The organism is Aminobacter sp. SR38, assembly GCF_014843375.1.
Classification (GTDB): Bacteria; Pseudomonadota; Alphaproteobacteria; order Rhizobiales; family Rhizobiaceae; genus Aminobacter; species Aminobacter ciceronei.
Genome location: NZ_CP062112.1, coordinates 207,657 through 229,097, shown reverse-complemented (window position 1 = coordinate 229,097; position 21,441 = coordinate 207,657). Strand labels below are relative to the sequence as shown.

The following is a 21,441-nucleotide window of genomic DNA, read 5'->3' as shown; positions in this document are numbered from 1 at the left end:
CTATGCCTCGCCGTATTCGGTCCGCGCCAAGCCGTTGTCGAGGTTGATCGTCGTCCGCAGCCGGAGCCGTTCCGGCGTCGGCGTCATGATCAGCACCCCGTCGATTTCGATCTTGATGCCCATGCTCTTGTCGTTGAGGGTGACCGTGACCTTGGTCGCGCTCTCCTTGAGGCGCGGCTCGAAATTGGCCAGGACCGTCTTGATTTCACGGGCCAGCGCGTCCTTGTCGAAGTCGCGGGACGAGCGGCCGGAGAATGAAGGCACGCCGTAGTTGACCACGCTGCGCCGCACCTCCGGAAAGTCGTCGAGATTCAGCCGATTTTCGGCGGCCTGCTCATCCTCGACGTCGGACAGCAACGGGACGGCATCGAAACGTTCGGTGTTGAACAGCGCCTCGATGTCGCGGCGAACCGCCTCGCGCAGCACGCGCGCCGACACCACGATGCCCCGGTTTTCGAGCTCGACGCGGTTACGGTTGAGGAAGACCAGCCGGTGCAGACGCTGCTTGTGGTCGGGTGTGAGATCGAGATCGGAATCGATCACACGCGCACTGCCGGTGGCGAGCCCTTCGACACGCTCGCTGCCAAGTTCATTGTTCAATGCCCGCTGCAGGGCCTCGATTTCAGAGCTTAGTCCAGGCAGGTCGTTCACCAGCCGGTCCCATAGCGATGGCTGTGACGCCTCTCGCCTTGCTTGCTGAACTCCACTGGCCTTCATCATGCAGCACCAGGGCGTCTATGCGGCACGTCACAAGCCGGTTGCAACGCTCATCTCTTGCGTATGGTCGGTGTCGTAGACCAGCTCGATCGTCTTGTAGGCGAACTGCACGAAGTCCTCGAGCGTGTCGCTGTTGGTTGTGCTGGCACCGAAGCCATAAGAAACGACGGATGCTTCCTTCATGGTGATGACGAAGTAGTCGCTCGTCTCGCCATCGATCGTGCGGCGGCAGGAAACCACCACTTCGTCGAACTGCTTGTTCTCGTGGCAGGCCTTGGCGAGGTATGGCGACGACATGTCGACATCCTTGGAACAACTCACCGTGCCCAGCGCGACGCGGCCCTTGCGGGAAAGCGAATTGGGATCGAATGGGGCCACCATGTTGAAGGCGACGTTGAATATCTCGATCTCTTCGTCATGACCATCGCGGGTGCTCGGACCCTTGATGTCGGGAACCTTCAGGAAGCCGTCGATCTTGGTAGCTTTTCTCAGATCGTCATCCGATGCCATTGTCTCTCTCCGTTACTGGACAGTTCAGGACTTGACCGAAGGCAGCTCCGACACCAGCCGAAGCGAAGCGTTGATTCCTTCCAACTGGTAGTGCGGGCGAAGGTAGAAGCGCGCGTTGTAGTAGCCGGGACGCCCTTCGACGCTGTCGACCTGGACCTCGGCCGCGGCGAGTGGGCGTTTGGCGCGGGCCTTGTCGTCGGCGAAGGCCGGATTGGCGAGCACGTAGCGGTTGATCCACTCGGTTAGCCATATCTGCATGTCGGCGCGTTCCTTGAACGAGCCGACCTTGTCGCGCGCAATCGCCTTGAGATAGTGGGCAAAACGCGACACCGGGAACAGATAGGGCAGGTTCGCACTGAGGCGCTCGTTGGACTGCGCGTCGGGATCGACGAGACGTCCCGCGCGGGTTTCATCGTCCTGCAGCGAATGGGCGCCGATGAAAGCGGCAAGATCGGTGTTCTTGCGATGCAGGATCGGCATCAGGCCGAGCTTGGCGAGTTCCGCTTCGCGGCGGTCGTCGATGGCGACTTCGGTCGGGCACTTCATCGCGATCGAGCCGTCGTCGGTCGGGAAGCTGTGCACCGGCAGGTTGATCACCGTGCCGCCATTCTCGACGCCGCGGATCTGCGTGCCCCAGCCGAACAGCTTGTGGCTGCGGTTGATGTTGACGCCCATCGGGAAGGCGGCATTCATCCAGACATATTTGTGGTGGTCGCCCTGGACCTCCTCTTCGAAGGCGAAGCCCTTCACCGGCACGGTGTCGGCGCCATAGGGCAGGCGGGCCAGGACGCGCGGCATGGCAAGGCCGATGTAGCGGGCGTCCTCACTCTCGCGCAACGATTGCCACGAGGCGTAGGCCGGATTGGAGACGATCTGCTGCAGGTCTTGCGGATTGGGCAGTTCCTGCCAGCTGTCCATGCGGAACAGGCGTGGCGAGGCCGCCGCGATGAACGGCGTATGCGCCGAGGCGCAGACGCCCGAAATGTTGCGCAGGAGGCCGACGTCGCGCGGATGGTTGGAGAACTCGTAGGCGCCGATCAGACAGCCGAACGGCTCGCCGCCGAACATCGAATATTCGTCGGTGTAGACCTTCTTGAAGACCGGGCTCTGGTCCCACATCTGGCCTTCATAGTCTTCCAGCGTGTCGGCCAGCTGCTCCTTGGAGATGTTCATCACCCGGATCTTCAGCTTCTGGTCGGTCTCGGTGTTGTTGACGAGATACCAGAGGCCGCGCCAGGTGCCTTCCATCTCGCGTACTTCGGGTGCGTGCAGGATCTCGTTGAGCTGAACCGTCAGCATCTTGTCGATGCCTGCGATCAGCGACTTGATCGACTTGATCGCATTCGACGAGATGGTGGTCGTCTCGGAGCGCGACTGGGCGGCGAGCGCCAGATTGCGGACGAGCTGCTGCAGCTTCTCGCTGTCGTCCTTCTTGACCTTGAAGTCCTTTTCCAGAAGGTCGCTGAACTCACCGAGGTCGATGGCCTCGGCCTCGGCGACCGTTGGGCTCTTTTGCTGCTCGGCCATGGCTCTACTCCTCGACCTTGTCGCTGTCCGAGAGCGCCTGGCTGGCGATCTGGCCAAGCAGAGGCTCGTTGTTCAGCAATTGGGCGATGCGCTTTTCAGCATCGGCGCGGCCGTCCATGAAGCCAAGCAGCTCTTCCAGCTGACGGCGCATCTTGAGGATTTCGGCGAGCTGCGGCACCTGCTCGGCGATCTTGTCGGGAGCGAAGTCGCCCATCTTGGAGAAGGTCAGGTCGATTGCCAGCTCTTCCTCCTGCTCGGCACCCTCGGCCTGGGGCAAGGTGTTCTTCACCCGCGCCTTGACCCTTGGGCCAAGCGCTTCCATGAAACGCGGGAACCTGTTGGCATCGGTCTCGACGAAGGTGCGGTCGAGCACCGTCTTCTGCGCCTCCTTGGTCTGTGACGACCCGGCGAGATCGGCCATCACGCCCATCACGAAAGGCAGTTCAATCGTCGTCGGGCTGCCGTAGGTCTCGACGTCATAGGCGATCTGCACGCGCGGCGCGCGATTTCGCTCGATGACCTTTGCTTTGCTTTCGGCTGGCATGCTTGGCTACCTTTCATCCTTCTGAGGCGTCTTCTTGTCAGTTACGCCGGCGAGGAGCCGGAATTCCTTGAGCCCCGAGGGGGCGAGATCTTCCATCAGCTCGACGAAATCCATGTGCACCATGCGACGCACGCGCCGGGCGAGGTGCGGGATCGGGCTCGACGGTTCGGTACGGTCGTAGAAGGCGACGACGAGATCGAGGCATTTGACGACGTCGTCGCGCGAGGTCAGGCGTTCGGGGAGTGCCATTGTCGGTCCAGCATGGTTGACCACTGGCTCTGGCGCGTGGCCGTTGGGCTGTGCGGCCGCAGGTGCCGAGGCCGCCGTCTCCGGCACTGTTGCCGCGTTGGGCGCCGGCCGCGCGGCGGCTCCGCGCTCGATCGTGGTCAGCATCCGGTCGAGAAATTTCTTGAGCTCCGGGACAGCCGGTCCGGTGCTTTCCAGGCGCTTGTTGAGCGCCGAGTCGAGGGCAGCAAGGGCGGCAGCCGCCGCGCGGGCATCGGCAACCAATTGTTCCAGGGCCGCGGCAGCCTGATCGGCCTGGGCGGCGCAAGCGCTGCGCAGCCGCGTCAACAGCTGCTCGTGCTTGGTCGACAGGGCTGCACGTTCGGCGGCGTTCAGCCCCTGTGCCGCTTCCTGCAGCATGACGCGGTCGTCGAGCGCACCCTGCTCGAGCTCGCGGCCGGTAACCGGGCCGAAGCCGCGCGGCGCGAAGAACACCATCTTCCTGAGGTCGTGGAGCAGACCAGGCTCCTGGCCGTTCTGCAGGTCGAGCACCGCGTTGACGCGGCGCAGTGCTGCATCGCGCGGTGGCGCGTTGGGCCGCAAAGCGGGGTGCATCGTGTCCCAATGCGCGTCGAAGGTCCGCGCGATCAGCATCAGCCCTTCGGCAAGGCCTGCCAGTCCGCGGGAATTGGCCAAGGCGCGGGTGACCAGCGTCAGCAGGCGCAGGTCGCGGCCATGGGTGCGCAATTCGTCGGCTTTTTCGAGGACGTCATCCCAGTCGACGGGAATGCTGACTTCGGCCGAGGGCCGGTTGCGCTCGTCATGGACGACATCGGATTGCGGGACGGCGAGGCGCTCGAGATCATGGAAGCGCGGATCATTGCGCAAATCTTCCCCCGACGGGTTTTCACCGTTCAAAGGGTTGAGCCAAAGAGCAAGATCAACCACGCACCCCCCCACGCCATACTCAGGTCGGAAGTAGCCGGTATTCCACTCGATTTCAGTTTTAGCACAGTTCAGGCGCCGCTCAAAGTTGGACGCGTCTAGCCCTTAAGCGTTAGTCACCACGGCCGCGCGAATTGTTATAGTCGTTCGGTGGCGGGGGCGCGGATACCGTCCGCCCCCGCTCGTGGGCCGGCTTTGTAAAGTCGCGGTTTGTGTGGCAAATTGCAGTGATCGCAGTCCGGCCATTGGAGAAATTCCATGGAACAGAAGGGCATGCAGCAGCGCAGGTCGTCCCAGGGCTTCAAGCGCAAGGAACTGGTCGGCAAGCTCAATCCCACCTGCTTGCGCGCTTTCAAGGCGGCGGCCGACGCAGCAAAGCTGCGTGGCAACCCTTACGTGGAACTTGTTCATTTCATTGAACAACTTGTACTTTCGGATCGCTCCGACGTGCAGATGATCCTGGCTGACGCCGGCGTCGATGCGGCACGCGTCGCCGGCGACATGACACACGCGGTCGACAAGCTGCCTTATGGCGCGACCTCGATCGAGGAGTTCTCCGACCACATCTTTCACGCCATCCAGGAGGCCTGGAACCTGGCGACGCTGGAGTTCGGCTCGGACGAGGTGCGCAGCGCCCATGTGATCCTGGCCTGCCTGAAGGTGCCGGTGCTGGAAGGGCTGGTGTCGAAGATCAGCACCGAGTTCGACAAGATCGACGCCGACGGCGTGATCTCGCGTTTTGCCGATGTGATCGACGGCTCGCTGGAAGGATCCGCCGCAAGTGCAGCGACGCCCTCCGACGAGGCGCCGCGGCGCCTGTCACCTGGCGGGGAGTCGGCGCTGGCGAAATATGCCACCGACCTGACGCAGCGGGCACGCGACGGCAAGATCGACGCCGTCGTCGGCCGCGATCCGGAAATCCGCCAGATCGTCGATATCCTGATGCGCCGGCGCCAGAACAACCCGATCCTGACCGGCGAGGCCGGCGTCGGCAAGACGGCTGTGGTCGAAGGCTTTGCGCTACGCATCGCCGAAGGCGACGTGCCGCCGATGCTGCAGGGGGTGAGCCTGCGCATGCTCGACGTCGGGCTGATGCAGGCCGGCGCCAGCGTCAAGGGTGAGTTCGAGAAGCGGCTGAAGGCAGTCATCGACGAGGTGCAGTCCTCCGAAACGCCCGTCATCCTGTTCATCGACGAGGCGCACACACTGATTGGCGCGGGTGGTGCTGCCGGCACGGGGGACGCGGCAAACCTTCTGAAGCCGGCCTTGGCGCGCGGCGAACTGCGCACCATCGCTGCCACCACCTGGGCCGAATACAAGCAGCATATCGAAAAGGACCCGGCGCTGACCCGGCGTTTCCAGGTGGTCAAGATCGAGGAACCAGACGAGGCCGCCGCGATCCTGATGTTGCGCGGCGTCGCCGGCGTGCTGGAAAAGCACCATGAGGTGCAGATCCTCGACGAGGCGATCGAAACGGCGGTCAAGCTGTCGCATCGCTACATCCCGGCGCGGCAACTGCCAGACAAGGCTGTCAGCCTGCTCGATACAGCCTGTGCCCGCGTCGCCATCTCCCAGCACTCCCGGCCTGGCGAGGTCGAGGACCTGATGCGCCGCAGGCAGGCGCTCGAGGTCGAGCAAGGCATCATTGGCCGCGAGGCGGCGATCGGCATCGAAGTGGACGAGCGCAAGGCGCGCGTCGAGGCCGGGCTGGTCGAGACGGACGCCGCACTGGCTGCGGCCCAGGAGCGCTGGGACAAGGAAAAGGCCGCCGTCGCCGAAATTCTCGACCTGCGCGCCAGGCTGCGCGGGCAGGGCGTGGCGCTCGATCCCGTTGTCGCGGAGGCGCAGGCGTCGGAAGAGGCAGCCGAGGAACCGATCGCTGCCAATGACGATGCTGCTGTCGATCAGGATGTCGCGGCTGACAGCATACCCCAGGTTGAGCAGGTCGAAACCGCTCAGCAAACAGAGGCAGTCTCCGATCCCGGGGCCGACCTTGTGCGGCTCAAGCAGCTGATGGCGGTGCTGGCCGAGGCGCAGGGCGAAACGCCGTTGATCCTGCTCTCCGTCGACCGCAATGCGGTGGCCTCAGTGGTGCAGGACTGGACCGGCATTCCCACGGGACGGATGCTGACAAGCCAGACGGAAAAGGCATTGCGGCTGGCGCAGACTTTGTCCGAGCGCGTGGTCGGCCAGGATCATGCGATGGAAATGATCGCCAAACGCGTTCAGACCAGCCGCGCCGGGCTTGGGGCACCGGAAAAGCCGGTCGGGGTGTTCCTTTTGTGTGGCCCCTCGGGTGTCGGCAAGACCGAGACGGCGCTGGCGCTGGCCGAGACGCTCTATGGTGGCGAGCAGAACCTGATCTCGATCAACATGTCGGAATTCCAGGAAGCGCACACCGTGTCGACGCTGAAAGGCGCGCCTCCCGGATATGTCGGCTACGGCAAGGGTGGCATCCTGACCGAGGCTGTCAGGCGCCGGCCCTATTCGGTGATCCTGCTCGACGAGGTCGAGAAGGCGCATCCCGACGTGCACGAGATTTTCTTCCAGGTTTTCGACAAGGGCATGATGGACGACAGCGAAGGCCGGCGCATCGACTTCAAGAACACGCTGATCCTGCTCACCTCCAATGTCGGCTCCGAGGTCATCATGACCAAGACCAAGGGCGGCGAACTGCGCGAGAATGTCGAGCATCTCGATGCGGCCTTGCGCGCGCCCTTGCTCAAGGTGTTCCCGGCGGCCTTCATCGGCCGTGTCGTGACGATCCCCTATTATCCGCTGTCAGGCGAGATGATCGAGGCGATCACCCGCCACCAGTTCGGCAAGATCGCCCGCCGGCTGCAGGTCAGCCACGGCGCGGAACTGGTGATCGGCGATGGCGTGATGGAACTGATCAAGGCGCGCTGCACCGAAATCGAATCCGGCGGCCGGATGATCGATGCGATCCTGACCAACACGCTGTTGCCGGAACTGAGCCGCGGCGTGCTCAACCGTTCGCTCGATGGAGAAAAGCTGACGCGCGTGACGGTCGGCGCGTCAGGTGAGGGGTTCAGCTACGAGTTTGGGTAAAAGAGTTCGAGCGAAGAGCCTACCAATCGCTAGGGCCGCCGCCACCGCCGCTGTCGCTTCTTTCGCTGCGTTCAACACTCGGCGTCGCCGGAACGATCGGCTTCTTGACGACCCTTGGCTGAACCGGCGCCGCGACAGCGACCTTCCTCACCGGGGCCGCTTTCTTGACCTGCACTGGCTGCACGGGTTGAACCGCTGCCTGTTCCTCGACTTTCATCATGGAACCGCAGCCGCCCAGCGGCAGAAGTACAGTTGCCATAAGAAGACTGATGGTATGCGATCGCATGTAACGTCTCCCCTTCATGAGCCCAGCATGTCCAGACGTGGCCGTGAATCGATCCATTCCTTGCGCAGAAGTGCCATCAGCAACTCCCGTGAATCGCGTGGCGCATCATCACCGAGGACGGCGGTTGCGGCCTCTCGCGTACGAGCGCCCAGCTTTCCGTCAATATCTCCAACATCTTGACCCGCTCGCTGGAGCGCCAGTTGCACTTCTTTACCGATGTCCGAGGCGCTGCTTTTGCCTAGGTCGGCTTTTGCTTCGGGGGAGATGTCTTTCATGTTTTGTGATGCTGCTAGGGCAAGTAACCGCACTACCTCGCCGCTATCACGTTGAAGGTTCGGGTTATCTTTGAGCAGCTTGGCGGCGAAGTACCCACCCCAAGCATCGCCTCTTTCTGCGCTCTCGCGATACCAACCAAGCAGGGTGTCGGTGTTCGCATTGCCGTTTTGTACAGCCATGAAGCCAAGTAGCCGACCTGCCGATGGATGGCCTTTAGCGCGTGCCTTCTCGAACAACTCCGTTGCCCTACTCAGATCTTTTTCGACACCTGCGCCGTCCCGATACAGGACGCCAAGATTGACCATCCCGTAGACGTCTTCACGCTTTGCGGATTCTTGGAAGAACTGAAGGGCTCGAGCGTAGTCCTTTTTGACAAAGCGTCCGAGATAATACTCAGTTCCGAGCAAATTCATCGCATATGTGTGTCCCGATTCGGCAGCGCGCTCAGCAAGACCCATGCCGCGAGCCACATCGGCTTTCACCCCCGTTCCATTCACGAGGGCCTTGCCCAGCGCATATTGCGAATAGGGATCGCCGCGCTTGGCGCCGGCTTCGAACAGCGGGATTGCCTTGGCCGGATCGCGCTCGACCGCGGCGCCGAACTGATAGAGCCTGCCGAGCAGATAGCTGGCGCGGACATGGCCAGCGTCGCTGGCGGCGTTGAGTTCGGTCAGGGCGTCCTTGAAATCGCCTTGGGCATAAAGGGCACGGGCGTACTGGTACTTGAATCGGGCGATCTCGGGATGCTGGTCGGCGGCTGCCTTGCAGGCGGTGAGCGCCCTGGGCACGTCGATGTCGTTGGGCAGCTTGCCGTCGGCAACCGCCTGGACGTCGAGCGGTTCGGCGGCGAGCGTGTCGCATTCATTGACCGAAACGGCGACGTTGATGGTGATCGGGGCGGGTGCTGCGGTCTTGGCAGCCGGCATCAGCACGACGGTGCGCAGCGGCTCCTTGGCAGGCGCCTTGTCGGCGGGCAGGGGGATCGGCTTGACCTCCATGCTGTCGGTGCTGGTGTCGACCTTGGCGCCGCCGCTGCTGGTGTTCATCGCCACCGTCTCCGTCACCGGCCTGGCATCGTCCTCGGCAGCGACGAGCTTGAGCGACGGGCGGATGCGCAGCTTGGTGATGTCTTCGGCCTTGATCAGGTCGCCCTCGGAAACGATCTTGCCGTCGACCGCCACCTGCGTCTCCGGATCGCGCTTTTCCAGACGGAGCCAGCCGGTGGGGGCGGCACTCGTCGAGCGCACCACGTCTTCGGGCATGGCGGCGAAGCCGGTGCCTATGTCAGATGCCATGGCGACGAGGATCGGCTTTGCCTGTTCGGGCGCTGCCGGCTTCGGCTCGTCGCCCTGCTGGATGTTGAGCGCCGGCTTGACCTGCGCCTCGGCGACGGACTTGCTATCGACGACGACGCGGACGATGCCGCTGGCGCTGCGGCCGCCATCGGTGGTGACGGTGTAGCGCACCTCGTCAGCGGTCATGTCGACGGAAGCCGGCTTGAACATGACCTCTTCGATGCGATCGGCCGCAATCTTGCTGTCGAGGCTGAGCTGCTGGTCGCCGAGCCAGAGCGTGCCCTGGTCGGGCAGCTTGGTGAAATTGACCGTCAGCTCGGCGTTGCCGCTGGTGATCGGCGGCGAGATGCGCAGCGCCACCTCCTTGGTTTCAGGCGGAACACGAACCTCGCGCATATCCTCTATGATCAACAGGTTCTGGCGGGTTACGAAGAAGAAAGATGAGGTGAGGCTCGACGCATCCCACGGCGTCTGGCGCCCATCTGTGCGCTTGATCACCTCGGCGCGGATGTCGCTGAGCAGCTTCCTGACCTCGACATTAGGCTTCAGCGCATATTCGGCGAAGGTGCCGGTGAACGGGCTCAAGCCATCATTGCCGTCGAGCGCGACACGGTCGGGCGCTGTCGAATAGACGATCAGCGTGCCGTCCTGGGGCGCGACCGAAGCCAGGCCCTTCTTGCCTTCGACCGCGACCTTGGTCTGGCCGACATAATAGGAATTGTTGGCGAAGGGATTGTCGCGGCAGGCGTCGAGGATGGCGATCTGCAGCGAGGACGTTTCGCGCATGTATTCGAGCAGGCTCGACATGTTGTAGGCTTGGACCTCAAGATCGTAGGAGGTCGCCAGTGTGGCGTCGACCGGGATCATGAAGTTGTGGCCGCCGACCTGCACGGCATGGCCACTGTAGTAGAACAGCGCGACGTCGCCGTCGTTGAGCGTCCTGAGGAAGCCGAGAATGGTCTCTTCAAGCCCCTTCTTGTCGAGGTCCTTGCCGAGCGTGACCTCGAAATTGGCGCGTTCCAGCACCTCGCGGATGCGGTCGGCGTCGTTGGCGGGGTTGGGCAGCGGGGCCAGATGCTGGTAGGCGGTGTTGCCGATGACCAGTGCAGCGCGGCGGCCTGACACGCCGTCAGCCGCCAAGGCTGTGCTCAGGGCTAGGAGCAGGATGAGACCGCAGGCGGCGAGAGCGCCGCTCAGGCGCGCGAGAACGCCAGCATTGCGAGCAGGCAAGCAGCCTTCGCATACCATGAACTGCTCCTTCCGGACATGCAGTCTTTACAGGCTTGGCACGGCTTGCATCTATTAGCGGTGAAGCATCCTCCTGACATGGACCTGTGTCAACGCAGTCGACATAGATCAAATGGCCTATTGCCCGGCGCGCGCAAAGGCCTCCGCGAGCAAAAGTCCCCATCGCGAAAATCCGTGTTATTGTCAGTCCGGTGATCGAAAAATCGCAGGTGTGAAGCAATGGCCGAACGGCGCTCACGCATGGATGGAACCAGGTCATGACGCCGGAGGACAAGACACGTATCGCGCCCGATACCGGTGTTCATCAGGGCGTGCAGCTCAACGGCATCTATGAGATCGACGAGCACATTGCCACCGGCGGCATGGGCGAGGTCTATCGCGGCCACAACATCCAGACCGGCGACCCGGTGGCGATCAAGGTCGTGCTGCGCGAATTCGCGCGCGACCAGGGCATTCTGGCGCTGTTCCGCAAGGAGGCGTCGATCCTCAATCACCTCTCCAACGACGCCATCGTGCGCTATCACGTCTTCACCATCGATCCGACCATCGGCCGGCCCTATCTCGCCATGGAGTTCGTCGACGGCCAGTCGCTCGGCGAGCGCATCCGCAATGGCCCGCTCGACACGCGCGAGGCGCGCAAGATGCTGGCTCGCGTGGCCTCCGGCCTGTCGGTGGCGCATGAGGCAGGTGTCATCCACCGCGATCTGTCGCCCGACAACATCGTCCTGCCCGGCGGCAAGGTCGAAAAGACCAAGATCATCGATTTCGGCATTGCGCGCTCGGCCAATGTCGGCGGCGGCACTTTGCTCGGCGGCAGCTTCGCCGGCAAATACAGCTTTGTGTCGCCCGAGCAGCTCGGGCTGTATGGCGGCGAAATTACCGACCAGTCCGACATCTACAGCCTCGGCCTGGTGCTGGCCGCCGCCTTGCGCGGCAAGCAGCTCGACATGGGCGGATCGCCGGTCGAGGTGATCGAGAAACGCCGCACGGTACCGGACCTCACCGGCATCGACCCCGATCTTCTGCCGTTGCTGCAATCGATGCTGCAGCCCGACCCCAGGGATCGCCCGGAAAGTGCGGCGGCGATCGTCGAATGGCTGCGCGAGACCAGCGGTGCAACGGCGCCGCCCGTCACGCTGCCCGGCATGCCGCTGCATGACCAGGAACAGCGCAAGCCTGCCGAAGCCTGGCGGCCGCCGGGATCGACATCGAGCGGGCAGAAGCCGATGCCGGCTGAGGCGGTGCTGCCGCGCGATGCGCCGTGGCGCACCGCCGGTACGACGGGCAGGCCAATGCCCGACCCACGGCAAAGAGCGGCCCCCAAACCTGCACCCGCCGCGAGCGCAACCAAGTCACCACGCGGTGCGCTGGTAGGTACAGTCTTGCTGGCCGCCGTGGCCGCCCTGGGCGCCGGCGCCTATTTCTCCGGGTTGATGGACGGGCTCCTGCCGGGAGAAACTGATCTCACATCGGGGCAGGAAGCCGCTGGCGGCAAGCTCACGCCAGCGCCGCCATCTGCCAAGGAGACGGTGCAGGTTCCGGCCAAGCCTTTGCCAGAGCCCGCGCCTGTAACCGAGGCAAAGGCGCCGGCACCGACTGACATCGCCAAGCCGAAGCCCGCCGAGCCGGTCAAGCCAATTGCCTTGCCCGAGCCCCCGAAGGCTGCGATGAGCGCCGCCGACTGGTTCAAGTCCTTTGACGGCGGTCCCTGCTTCTATGCCTCGGTGGCCAACGCATCGGCGCCCAGCCCCGAGGTCGAGGGGCTGGCGACCTCGAAGGCGCCGTTCGACAAGCTGAGCCGCGACTTTGCTTCGGCCTTCGGCAACGGCCCAAAGGTCAATCCGCGCATGATCGAGCGCGAGCAGTGCCCAGTCGCTGATTTCCTCGAAGCGGTGCATCCGGACACCGGCCAGGGCCCGACCCTGCAGTTGAACAAGGACAACCTCAAGGTCGGGGACTCGCTGCAAGGCACGCTGAGCCGGACCGGCAGCCGCAATGTCAACCTGCTGCTGATCGGCAAGGACGGCGTCGTCTACAACTTCGCCAGCCTGCTCAAGAAATCCGGGCCCGACGCGGCGAGCTTCAGCATGAAGCTGTTCCCGCTCAACGACCAGGAGGCCACGGCGCCCGAACCGCATCTGATCGTGGCGCTGGCGAGCGACAGCGGCATCAAGGCTGCCGACATCAAGGACCCCGAGCTCGCTTCCGACCTGTTCCCGAAAATCCGCACGGAGATCGAAGCACAGCCGAACGCCGCCGGCATCGCCTTTGCCTATTTCCTGTTCGACCGTTGAGTTTCGTTCAGATCACGGTGGGCGGCTGCTGAGGCCAGCGCTGCAGCGCTGCACGACCCGTATCCGTCAATTCGTAGATGCCGCGATCAATGCGGACGAACCAGCCATAAACATTGTCCTGCAGGATTTTTGGCGCGCGCGACACTGACTGGCTGAGGTCGCGCGGCCGCCTGGGGCCGTCGACAAGGGCCACGGCGCATTTCAGCGCGTCCTGGCGATAGGCGGTCATAACAGGCGCGCGCGAGCCACCGCCGACGACTGGGTCTCCCTGCCTCCGGCGATGTTCTAATACGAGGCGCGAGCGCCGTTTCGGATCGCGGCGCGGCGCCGGTGCCTCCGGGCTGAGCAGGACTTCGACCCGTTCGTCGTCGAATATGCCGAGCAGGCCGAAACCCAGGCGACGGCAGAGATTGCGGAAGCGTTTGTCGCCCTCACGGCCCTTGCCGCGCGGCGACATGCGGGCGGCAAGCCAGATCTCGTCGGCGGCGGCAGCACGATCGACACCTTGCAGGATGAGCTCGAGATTGAACTGCAGCTTCAGTTCGCAGACGACGACGATGGGCGGCGCATCGCTGCTCAGCGCCAGCAGGTCGCAGCCGCCGATCTCGCCCTTGACCTCGAAGCCGAGGCCTTCGAGGAAGCGTTTTACCGGGCTGTAGAGGGCCGTCTCGAGCAACAGGTTTTCTCACCGCATGAACGCTGGGCCAAGGCTGTGCCTCGTCGCTGGCGCTGGCCAGGTCTGCGTCGAATCATTCAGGATATCATGCCGATGCCACCGCCATAGTCGAGCGGTGACATCCGGCATCGGGACATTCGACCCGGTTGGCGGTCAATTCGCCAGGACAGAGCCTGTAGCAATTCCAGGAAAAGTGTGCAGCGGCTTTCTGTCCGGAATTGCGCAGAAACAAGAGGATGGAGAGTTTCCACGATTCGAAGAAAAGCGGAAACGCTAGTCCGAAATCCGGGCGATATCCTGCAATGCAGCCGCCGAGAGTGTCCTCAACCTGATGCGGGAGGCGCGTTCCTGGTCGCAATAGACCATGTTGCGGGCGACACGCTTGGCGCGGCCGCGGCCTTCCGGTGCGCCGGTGTTGGGATTGACGTCGAACTTGGGAAAATTGCTCGAGGATATGTCGAGCCGAATCCGATGGCCCTTCTTGAACAGATTGGCCGTGGCAAAGGGTTCGATGGTGATGCTCATCACCTCGCCCGGGACGCAGGGTCTCGGCGCATCGAAGCCATCGCGGTATCGGCAGCGGAATATGCCGTCCGTCAGGATCATGGCGAAGCCGGTGGGATAGTCCTCGCTCGGTGGATAAACGTCGATCAGCTTTGCGGTGAAGTCGGTATCGGGGCCGTCAGTGGAAGCAAAAAGCTCAACGGTCACCGGACCGACGACGGCAATGTCTTCGGCAAATGGCTCGGTTTCGAAGGAAAGAACGTCCAGCCGAGCCGAAAGCGGCAGATTGGTGTTGTCACAGCCGAAGAACCGCGCCTGTTCGCGCTGATCGAAGCCGCCGCCCTCGAACACCGGTTGGCCGCTGGTCAGCGCGCCGCCGATGGTCGGCACGGGGTGCTTCGGATCGAAGTCGTAGACGAATGGAGCTGCCGTCCGGGCAGGGGCCTCGGTCGACAGGCGGCCGTCCTCGTGGAGGTGCAGCACCGTTTCCTCGGAGGTCGGTACCGGCCAATCGGGCGCGGCGATCCAGCGCCCACCATGGTCGAGGCGGCCTTGTGGAGTCTTGCGGCCCGACCCACCGCCCATGACGAACAGGCGCGCGCGCGGTTCTCTGTCGACGCCATTGTCTGCGTCCTTCATCCAGCGGTCGAACCAGCGGCGGCGAAACTCCAGCCAGCTTTCGCTGACATTGCCGCCCAAGGGGGCGGCCGCGCCGAACTCGACATCGCCGGCGAAGGTGGCGTTGCGGTTGCCGTGCAGATTGGGGCCCATGATGAGCGCCATCGGACGATCCCGGTCACGCGCCAGTCCTTCGTAATTCTCGAAGGTGGTTTTCACATAGGCATCGTACCAGCTCGACAACAGCGCGACCGGCACATTCGGGAAAGTATCGTAGCTTTCGGCAGCATAGATGCCGGGCTGCTTCCAGTAGTCGTCGAAGGTGCCGTGACGCCACTGTTCGAGCAGATAGTCCTCGTATTCGGGGACCCAACGCACCGGTGAGCGCCGCTCGGACCAGGGCATGGCGTTGAACCAGCTTCTGACATCCTCCGCTTCCAGTGCGCGCAGCAGGTTGGGGTCGTGTTTGGCCGCGGTGCTCTCGCGGGCATTGTTGTACGCCCAGGTTGCCTGCTTCAATTCAAACGCACCGCCCTGGCGAATGCCGCAGGTAAAGGCGTTGGAGAACCCACCGGAGTCCATGACCATCGCAGCAAGGCCGGGTGGGTTTAGGCAGGCCAGAGCCATCTGGGTGTGCGCGGCATATGACAGCCCCATCGTGCCGATCTTGCCATTCGACCAGGGTTGCTCGACGATCCAGGCAAGCGTGTCGTAACCGTCAAGACCTTCGGCGAGGTACTTGGTGAACGCGCCTTCCGAACCATGTCGGCCGCGGCAATCCTGATAGATCACGACATAGCCGTGGCGGACGAAGTGGCTTGCGACTTCGGCCCGCGTCATCGGCCTCGCCATGCCGAGTTCGATTTCCGAGCGCGAGCGCTCATCCTTGCCGTAGGCGGTACGTTCCAGGATGACGGGCAGGGCGTCTTCCAACACCCTGCCGTCATTTGCCGGACGATAGATGTCGGCCGCGAGCCGGACACCGTCGCGCATTGCCACCATCACATCGCGGTGGACCACGACGCCGGGGCTCACCGGCTCGAGCGCGGGCAAGGACGCGACGTCCATCGTTTCGGCTGCTGCTTTCATGACTGCCTTACTTCGTCGTGTGGGCAAAGGTGGCGAGCGTGTCTTCGCCCTTGGAAGGGGTGAAGGCGATGCTGTCCCGGCTCGCCCAGGTGACCACCGGCCAGTAGAGCGGCATGATGGCGACGTCGCCGAAGGCGACCTCGGCAGCTTCGGCCAACAGCGCGTTGCGCTTGTCGACGTCGAATTCGGCCAGCGCCTCCTTCATCTTGGCATCGTAGGCGGGATTGGAATAACGCGCCCGGTTGAAGGAGCCGGTGCCAGCTTCCTTGTCGAACGTCATCAGCACGTTGGTCATGCCGGGCGCCGCAGACGGGGTGGTTGTGCCGAAGGAGAATACGAAGGCCGAGAATTCCTGCTTGCCGGCCGCCGCGACATAGACGCTGTAGGGCTGGGTGACGACGCCGTTGACCTTGAGTCCACCACGCGCAAACAGCTGGCCCAGTGCCTGGCCGACATCGGCGTCGCCGGCAAAACGGTCGTTGGACGAATGCACTGTGATGCCGAAACCGTCGGGATAACCCGCCTCGGCAAGCAAAGCCTTGGCGCCGGCGAGATCGATCGCGTCCGGCTTGAGATTGGCCGAGTGGCCGCCGATGCCTTCAGGCACGAGCTGGCCGGCGGCGGCACCTGCACCCGACAGGATGCGGTCGATCAGAAGCTGGCGGTCGACCATCTTCGACATCGCCTTGCGCACGCGAACATCCTTCAGCGGGCTCGGCGCCAGCTTGGCGCCCGCCTTGTCGGTGACGAACGGGCTCTCGTCGCGTGCGCTGTCGAGTGCCAGATAGATGATCCGTGCCGAGGGCGTGGAATGCAGTGCGATGCCCTCGACGCTCTTCAGCGTTGCGACATCCGCCGGCGGCACGGCGTCGATAAGATCGACAGCGCCGGAACGAAGCGCCGCCACGCGGGCGGCGTTGTTGGAGATCGTGCGGAAAGTGACCTTTTCGAATTCCGGCTTGTCGCCCCAGAAATCGTCGTTGCGCTGAAGCACAAGGCGGTCGCCCGGCACCCATTCGACGAATTTGTAGGGACCGGTGCCGATGGTCGCAGCGCCACTGTTGAAATCCGCGATGCCTTTGCCTTCGGAGGCCTTCCTGGAAACGATGTAGACCATGCCGGCCAGTTCCATGAATTGCGGCGTCGGCTTCTTGGTGGTGAAGCGGATGGTGGTCGGATCGACGATCTCCATCTTTGCGATGGAGCCGACATTGGCAGTGAACGGTGCCGGGCTGTTTTCGATCGTCGACACGCGTTCGAGCGAATAGACGACGTCCTCAGCGCTCAGCGGTGAGCCGTCGTGGAACTTGACGCCCTGACGCAGCTTCACTTCCCAGGTGAGCGGATCGGTATTCTTCCAGGATTCGGCCAGGTTCGGCTTGATCTGAAGGTTTTCGTCCTGTTCGACCAGCCGCCCGAAAATATGCTGGGCGGCATTCTGGTTGTTGCCGGTGCGCGAGAATTGCGGGTCGATCGCCGAAGGCTCGGCGGAAATGCCCACTGTAAGGTCGGCGGCAGATGCGGCCATGGAAAAGCTGCTGGCGAAAAGCAAAGCTGCGAAAGACGAACGGATGATCTGCATGGTCGTGTTCCCTTTTCTGTTCATGCAATTGCGGTTGTCGGGATGGCGGACGAGGCCGTCTTGCCCGGCAACTCGTTGAGATGGCAGGCGCTGACGTGGCCCGCCGCGATCTCACGCAAGATCGGCCGCTCGATGCGGCAACGGTCGAAGGCGTGCGGGCAGCGCGGATGGAAATGGCAGCCCGAAGGCGGATGAAGCGGCGAGGGGATCTCGCCTTTCACCGGATTGAACTGGCGTTTGCGCTGCTTGATCGTCGGCACTTCGGAAAGGAGTGCGATCGTGTAGGGATGATTGGGCGCGGCGAAGAAGGCGTCCGCCGGGGCGCTTTCGACGATGCGGCCGAGATACATGATGGCAACGCGGTCGGAGATATGCTTGACCACGCCAAGGTCGTGGCTGATGAACAGGTAGGTCAGACCGAGTTCCTGCCTGAGCTCCATGAACAGATTGAGGATCTGCGCCTGGATCGAGACGTCGAGTGCCGACACCGATTCATCGCAGATGATGAAGCGTGGATTCACCGCCAGGGCACGCGCGATGCCGATCCGCTGGCGCTGGCCACCAGAGAACTGATGCGGGTAACGGTTGAGATAGGACGGGTCGAGGCCGACACGCTGCATCAGCGCGGTCACCATTTCGGCGGCATCACGCCGCGCCACCATGCCATGGGCGATTGGCGCTTCGCCGATGATGTCGCGTATCGTCTTGCGCGGATTGAGCGAAGACATCGGGTCCTGGAAGATCATCTGCGAGGCAAGCCGCGCAGCTTTTGCCTCGGCACGCGGCAGCGCCGACATATCCTTGCCCTGCCAGTTCATCACGCCATCGGACTGGGGCAGGATGCCAGCCATGATGCGACCGAGCGTGGATTTGCCGCAGCCGGACTCGCCGACGAGCCCGACGACTTCGCCGGGGTTGATCGTTAGCGAGACGCCGTCGACGGCATGAACGACGCGCTCCTCTATATCGGCGCCAAGAAAGCGCGCCAGGCGTTCGGCGTAATCGAGCCCGCGCGTGAAACGTCGAGAAATCGATGTGGCTTCGACAAGAGGCGTCATGCTGCCCTCGCGATCTGCGGGTGGAAGCAGCGCCAGCGGTGGCCGTCGGCTGTGGCTTCTTCTGGTTCGGTTTCGCAGGCTGCTGTGGCCGCAAAGCAGCGCAGGCGGAATGGACAGCCCGCAGGTCGCCCAAGCGGTGGCGGCGCCATGCCGGGAATGGGCGTCAGCGGTTCGCCCCGTTCGAGATTGGCTGGAACCGAACGCATCAGGCCGATCGTGTAGGGATGGACCGGACTGTCGAGCACGGTGTCGGTTTCGCCGGTCTCGACGATCCTGCCGGCATACATCACCGCTATCCGGTGGGCGAGGCCGGCGACGACGCCAAGATCATGGCTGATCCAGATCAGCGACATGCCGAAGTCTCGGCTCAGCCCCTGGATTACCGCCAGTATCTGCGACTGGATGGTGACGTCGAGCGCTGTCGTCGGCTCATCGGCGATGATGAGCTCCGGTCGGTGTAGCAGTGCTATGGCGATGGCGACACGCTGGCGCATGCCGCCGGAAAACTGATGCGGATAGGCGGCAAGCCGTTCGTCGGGCGAGGGGATGCCGACCAGACCGAGCGCTTCGACGGCGCGAGCCCGCGCCTCGGCCTTGGAGACGCGATCATGGGCGCGCACCGTCTCGACCATCTGGGTCTCGATCGACAACACCGGGTTGAGCGTCATCATCGGGTCCTGGAAGATCATGGCGATCTTCTTGCCCCTGAGTGTCCGCATCTCGCCCTGCGAACGGCCGACAAGGTCTTCGCCATGAAACAGGATCCTGCCGCCGGCGACACGTCCCGGCGGATCGACAAGGCCCAGAACTGAAAAGCCCGTGATCGATTTGCCGGAACCGGACTCGCCGACCAGGCCGAGGATTTCGCCCCGGCCAACCTCGAACGACACGCCGTCCACCGCCTTGGCCACGCCGGCCCGGGTGAAGAAATAGGTGCAGAGATTTTCGACCTTCAGCGTCATCTCATCGCTCCGAAAGTCGGGGGTTGAGTACTTCACGGAGACGGTCGCCGACGATGTTGATGCTGAAGACCAGCGCCAGCAGCAAAAGGCCGGGATAGACCGATATCCAGTATTGGCCCGACAACAGCGTCTGGTAACCATTGGCGATCAACAGGCCGAGCGACGGCTCGGTGATCGGCAGCCCGATGCCAAGGAAGGACAGCGTTGCTTCGGCTGAAATGGCGTTGGCCACCTGAAGCGTTCCGATGACGATGATCGGCGGCAGGCAGTTGGGCAGCATATGGCCGAACAGGATGCGCGGCTTGGAAAGCCCCAGCGATGCGGCGGCCTCGACATATTCCTTGCCGCGCTCGATCAGCGCTGCTGCACGCACCGCGCGGGCAAACTGCGCCCACTGTACGATGACCAATGCCAGCACCACCTTCCACACGCCCTGGCCAAGCAACGCCAACAGCATCAATGCCACCAGAATGGTGGGGAAGCCGAGCATCAGGTCGACAAGGCGCATGATCAGCGTGTCGATGCGGCCGCCATAATAGGCTGCGGTGAGGCCAAGTGCCGTGCCGACCGCAAGAGCGATGACTCCGGAGAACAGGCCGACGCCCATCGACGTCCGCAGGCCGTAGACCATCGCCGAGAACATGTCGCGGCCCTGGCCGTCGGTTCCGAGCCAATAGGTTGTGCCCGACATGCTGTTGGACATCGGTGGCAGGCGCGCGTCGAAGAAGTCGATCGCTGCGAGATCATACGGGTTCTGCGGTACCAGCGCGGGGCCGAAAATGGCCGTGGCGATCAAGATCAGGCAGATCGCGAGCGCGATCGTCGCCTTGGGGCTGCCGAGAATGCCGCGCAGCGAGCGCGCCCAGAACGACTGGCTTTCCTGGAAACGGTGGGTGAGCGCTGTCATTGCGTTTCACTCAGCCGGATGCGCGGATCGAGCATCGAATAGACGATGTCGACGGCAAGATTGATGAAGATGAACATGGTGACGACGACCAGCAGGTAGGCAACGACCACGGGCCGGTCGAGCACGGTGATGGAATCGATCAGGAGCTTGCCGATGCCGGGCCACGCGAAGATGGTCTCGGTCACCACCGCGAAGGCGATCAGCGAACCGAATTCCATGCCGACCACGGTGACGATCGGGATCAGGATGTTCTTCATCACATGGACGGAAATGATACGGCGTTCGGACAGACCCTTGGCACGGGCGAACTTGATGAAGTCGAGCGGCATCGTTTCGCGCACGCCGGTGCGGGTCAGCCGGATGACAAGCGACAGCTGGAACAAGGCGAGGTTGGTCGCCGGCAAGATAAGATGAGCGAGCCCGTCCCAGGTAGCCAGGGATGTCGTGATGCCGAAGATCTCTCCGGTTTCGCCGCGCCCCGATGACGGCAGCCAACCGAGCCAGACCGAAAAAATCATGATCAGCATCATGCCCTGCCAGAAATTTGGCAGGCTGAAACCGAGAATCGAACCGGTCATGATGGTTTCGTCCGTCACCGAACGCGGCTTGAGCCCTGCGATCAGGCCGAGGGGAATGCCGAGCACGAGCGCGATGGCGAGTGCGACGAAAGCGAGTTCGAGTGTGGCCGGCAGCCGCTGGAAGATGAGGCTGATGGCCGGCTGGTTGAAGACGAAGGAGCGGCCGAAATCACCGTGCAGCGCGTTGACAAGGAAGGTGCCGTATTGCGCGACCAGCGAGCGGTCGAGCCCGAGCGCCCGGATCGCCGCCTCGCGCTCGGCGAAGCTGGCGTCGGCAGGGATCAGGATGTCGACTGGATTGCCGATGGCGTAGACGCCGACAAAAACCAGAAGCGACGTCAGGAATACGACAAACAGGCTCTGGCTGAAGCGGCGGATGATGAAGATCGTCATCGCGTTTGCGCTCCTTGCATGACTTGCCTGAATGGGCTGCGCCCGGTCATCACGTGAATGCTCTCCTCCCGGCGCCGGTTGCCGACTGCCTGTTGTCGTGCGACGTAACAGCGAGGGCGGCAGGCGCGCAATCTTATG

15 protein-coding genes and 1 pseudogene are annotated in these 21,441 nt (G+C 63.3%); 2 read left to right on the top strand and 14 right to left on the bottom strand.

Going from position 1 to position 21,441, the window contains the following annotated elements:
- The 5 genes and pseudogenes from tssE to tssA form a co-directional block, all read right to left on the bottom strand.
- Nucleotides 1-746, bottom strand: a pseudogene (gene tssE, locus IG197_RS01160) (type VI secretion system baseplate subunit TssE).
- Nucleotide 747: 1 nt separating this feature from the next.
- Entirely contained in the window at nucleotides 748-1,227 is a 480-nt protein-coding gene (locus IG197_RS01155) for a type VI secretion system tube protein Hcp (RefSeq protein ID WP_067962033.1), read from the bottom strand.
- 24 nt (nucleotides 1,228-1,251) lie between these two features.
- On the bottom strand, nucleotides 1,252-2,754 hold the full coding sequence (gene tssC / locus IG197_RS01150) for a type VI secretion system contractile sheath large subunit (protein ID WP_154386506.1): 1,503 nt from the start codon (nucleotides 2,752-2,754) through the stop codon (nucleotides 1,252-1,254).
- A gap of 4 nt (nucleotides 2,755-2,758) precedes the next feature.
- On the bottom strand, nucleotides 2,759-3,298 hold the full coding sequence (gene tssB / locus IG197_RS01145; protein WP_115732040.1) for a type VI secretion system contractile sheath small subunit: 540 nt from the start codon (nucleotides 3,296-3,298) through the stop codon (nucleotides 2,759-2,761).
- 6 nt (nucleotides 3,299-3,304) lie between these two features.
- Nucleotides 3,305-4,471 (bottom strand): type VI secretion system protein TssA, encoded by a 1,167-nt coding sequence (tssA, locus tag IG197_RS01140; protein ID WP_192316408.1) that lies wholly within the window; start codon nucleotides 4,469-4,471, stop codon nucleotides 3,305-3,307.
- Between the two features lie 270 nt (nucleotides 4,472-4,741).
- On the opposite strand from tssA, the gene tssH reads away from it, so the two are divergent.
- Nucleotides 4,742-7,537, top strand: coding sequence for a type VI secretion system ATPase TssH (tssH, locus tag IG197_RS01135; RefSeq protein WP_192319523.1), 2,796 nt, complete (start codon nucleotides 4,742-4,744; stop codon nucleotides 7,535-7,537).
- 19 nt (nucleotides 7,538-7,556) lie between these two features.
- Here the strand turns inward: tssH and IG197_RS01130 are convergent, their stop codons facing one another.
- Together IG197_RS01130 and IG197_RS01125 are read right to left on the bottom strand one after the other, a co-directional pair.
- Nucleotides 7,557-7,823, bottom strand: coding sequence for a hypothetical protein (locus tag IG197_RS01130; RefSeq protein ID WP_192316406.1), 267 nt, complete (start codon nucleotides 7,821-7,823; stop codon nucleotides 7,557-7,559).
- A gap of 14 nt (nucleotides 7,824-7,837) precedes the next feature.
- Nucleotides 7,838-10,624: a caspase family protein gene (locus IG197_RS01125; protein ID WP_192316404.1), complete on the bottom strand. Its 2,787-nt coding sequence runs from the start codon at nucleotides 10,622-10,624 to the stop codon at nucleotides 7,838-7,840.
- Between the two features lie 275 nt (nucleotides 10,625-10,899).
- On the opposite strand from IG197_RS01125, the gene IG197_RS01120 reads away from it, so the two are divergent.
- Nucleotides 10,900-12,936, top strand: coding sequence for a serine/threonine-protein kinase (locus IG197_RS01120; RefSeq protein WP_192316402.1), 2,037 nt, complete (start codon nucleotides 10,900-10,902; stop codon nucleotides 12,934-12,936).
- A 7-nt stretch (nucleotides 12,937-12,943) separates the two neighbouring features.
- Here IG197_RS01120 and IG197_RS01115 read toward each other — a convergent pair whose 3' ends face one another.
- The 7 genes from IG197_RS01115 to IG197_RS01085 all read right to left on the bottom strand — a co-directional run bounded on the left by IG197_RS01115 (nucleotide 12,944) and on the right by IG197_RS01085 (nucleotide 21,303).
- Nucleotides 12,944-13,612, bottom strand: coding sequence for a DUF2161 domain-containing phosphodiesterase (locus IG197_RS01115; protein ID WP_192316400.1), 669 nt, complete (start codon nucleotides 13,610-13,612; stop codon nucleotides 12,944-12,946).
- A gap of 273 nt (nucleotides 13,613-13,885) precedes the next feature.
- Nucleotides 13,886-15,823 carry a CocE/NonD family hydrolase gene (locus IG197_RS01110; RefSeq protein ID WP_192316399.1) on the bottom strand — a complete coding sequence of 646 codons (1,938 nt, stop codon included), beginning with the start codon at nucleotides 15,821-15,823 and terminating at the stop codon, nucleotides 13,886-13,888.
- Nucleotides 15,824-15,830: 7 nt separating this feature from the next.
- Nucleotides 15,831-17,351 carry an ABC transporter substrate-binding protein gene (locus IG197_RS01105; RefSeq protein WP_246765282.1) on the bottom strand — a complete coding sequence of 507 codons (1,521 nt, stop codon included), beginning with the start codon at nucleotides 17,349-17,351 and terminating at the stop codon, nucleotides 15,831-15,833.
- Nucleotides 17,352-17,425: 74 nt separating this feature from the next.
- Entirely contained in the window at nucleotides 17,426-18,463 is a 1,038-nt protein-coding gene (locus IG197_RS01100; RefSeq protein WP_192316395.1) for an ABC transporter ATP-binding protein, read from the bottom strand.
- Nucleotides 18,460-19,425 (bottom strand): ABC transporter ATP-binding protein, encoded by a 966-nt coding sequence (locus IG197_RS01095; RefSeq protein ID WP_192316393.1) that lies wholly within the window; start codon nucleotides 19,423-19,425, stop codon nucleotides 18,460-18,462. Before IG197_RS01095 ends, IG197_RS01100 begins: the two co-directional genes overlap by 4 nt.
- A gap of 1 nt (nucleotide 19,426) precedes the next feature.
- Nucleotides 19,427-20,332 (bottom strand): ABC transporter permease, encoded by a 906-nt coding sequence (locus tag IG197_RS01090; RefSeq protein WP_067962011.1) that lies wholly within the window; start codon nucleotides 20,330-20,332, stop codon nucleotides 19,427-19,429.
- The gene (locus IG197_RS01085) at nucleotides 20,329-21,303 is read right to left on the bottom strand and encodes an ABC transporter permease (protein WP_154386497.1); all 975 of its coding nucleotides are present in this window, start codon (nucleotides 21,301-21,303) and stop codon (nucleotides 20,329-20,331) included. The genes IG197_RS01090 and IG197_RS01085 overlap by 4 nt, the downstream gene beginning before the upstream one ends.
- Nucleotides 21,304-21,441: the final 138 nt, after the last annotated feature.

Coding starts and splice junctions, on each gene's coding strand:
- IG197_RS01090 (WP_067962011.1), bottom strand. CDS start 20,332: ATGACAGCGCTCACCCACCGTTTCCAGGAAAGCCAGTCGTTCTGGGCG.
- IG197_RS01085 (WP_154386497.1), bottom strand. CDS start 21,303: ATGACGATCTTCATCATCCGCCGCTTCAGCCAGAGCCTGTTTGTCGTA.
- tssH (WP_192319523.1), top strand. CDS start 4,742: ATGCAGCAGCGCAGGTCGTCCCAGGGCTTCAAGCGCAAGGAACTGGTC.
- IG197_RS01110 (WP_192316399.1), bottom strand. CDS start 15,823: ATGAAAGCAGCAGCCGAAACGATGGACGTCGCGTCCTTGCCCGCGCTC.
- IG197_RS01100 (WP_192316395.1), bottom strand. CDS start 18,463: ATGACGCCTCTTGTCGAAGCCACATCGATTTCTCGACGTTTCACGCGC.
- IG197_RS01120 (WP_192316402.1), top strand. CDS start 10,900: ATGACGCCGGAGGACAAGACACGTATCGCGCCCGATACCGGTGTTCAT.
- IG197_RS01155 (WP_067962033.1), bottom strand. CDS start 1,227: ATGGCATCGGATGACGATCTGAGAAAAGCTACCAAGATCGACGGCTTC.
- IG197_RS01105 (WP_246765282.1), bottom strand. CDS start 17,351: ATGGCCGCATCTGCCGCCGACCTTACAGTGGGCATTTCCGCCGAGCCT.
- IG197_RS01130 (WP_192316406.1), bottom strand. CDS start 7,823: ATGCGATCGCATACCATCAGTCTTCTTATGGCAACTGTACTTCTGCCG.
- IG197_RS01095 (WP_192316393.1), bottom strand. CDS start 19,425: ATGACGCTGAAGGTCGAAAATCTCTGCACCTATTTCTTCACCCGGGCC.
- tssC (WP_154386506.1), bottom strand. CDS start 2,754: ATGGCCGAGCAGCAAAAGAGCCCAACGGTCGCCGAGGCCGAGGCCATC.
- tssB (WP_115732040.1), bottom strand. CDS start 3,298: ATGCCAGCCGAAAGCAAAGCAAAGGTCATCGAGCGAAATCGCGCGCCG.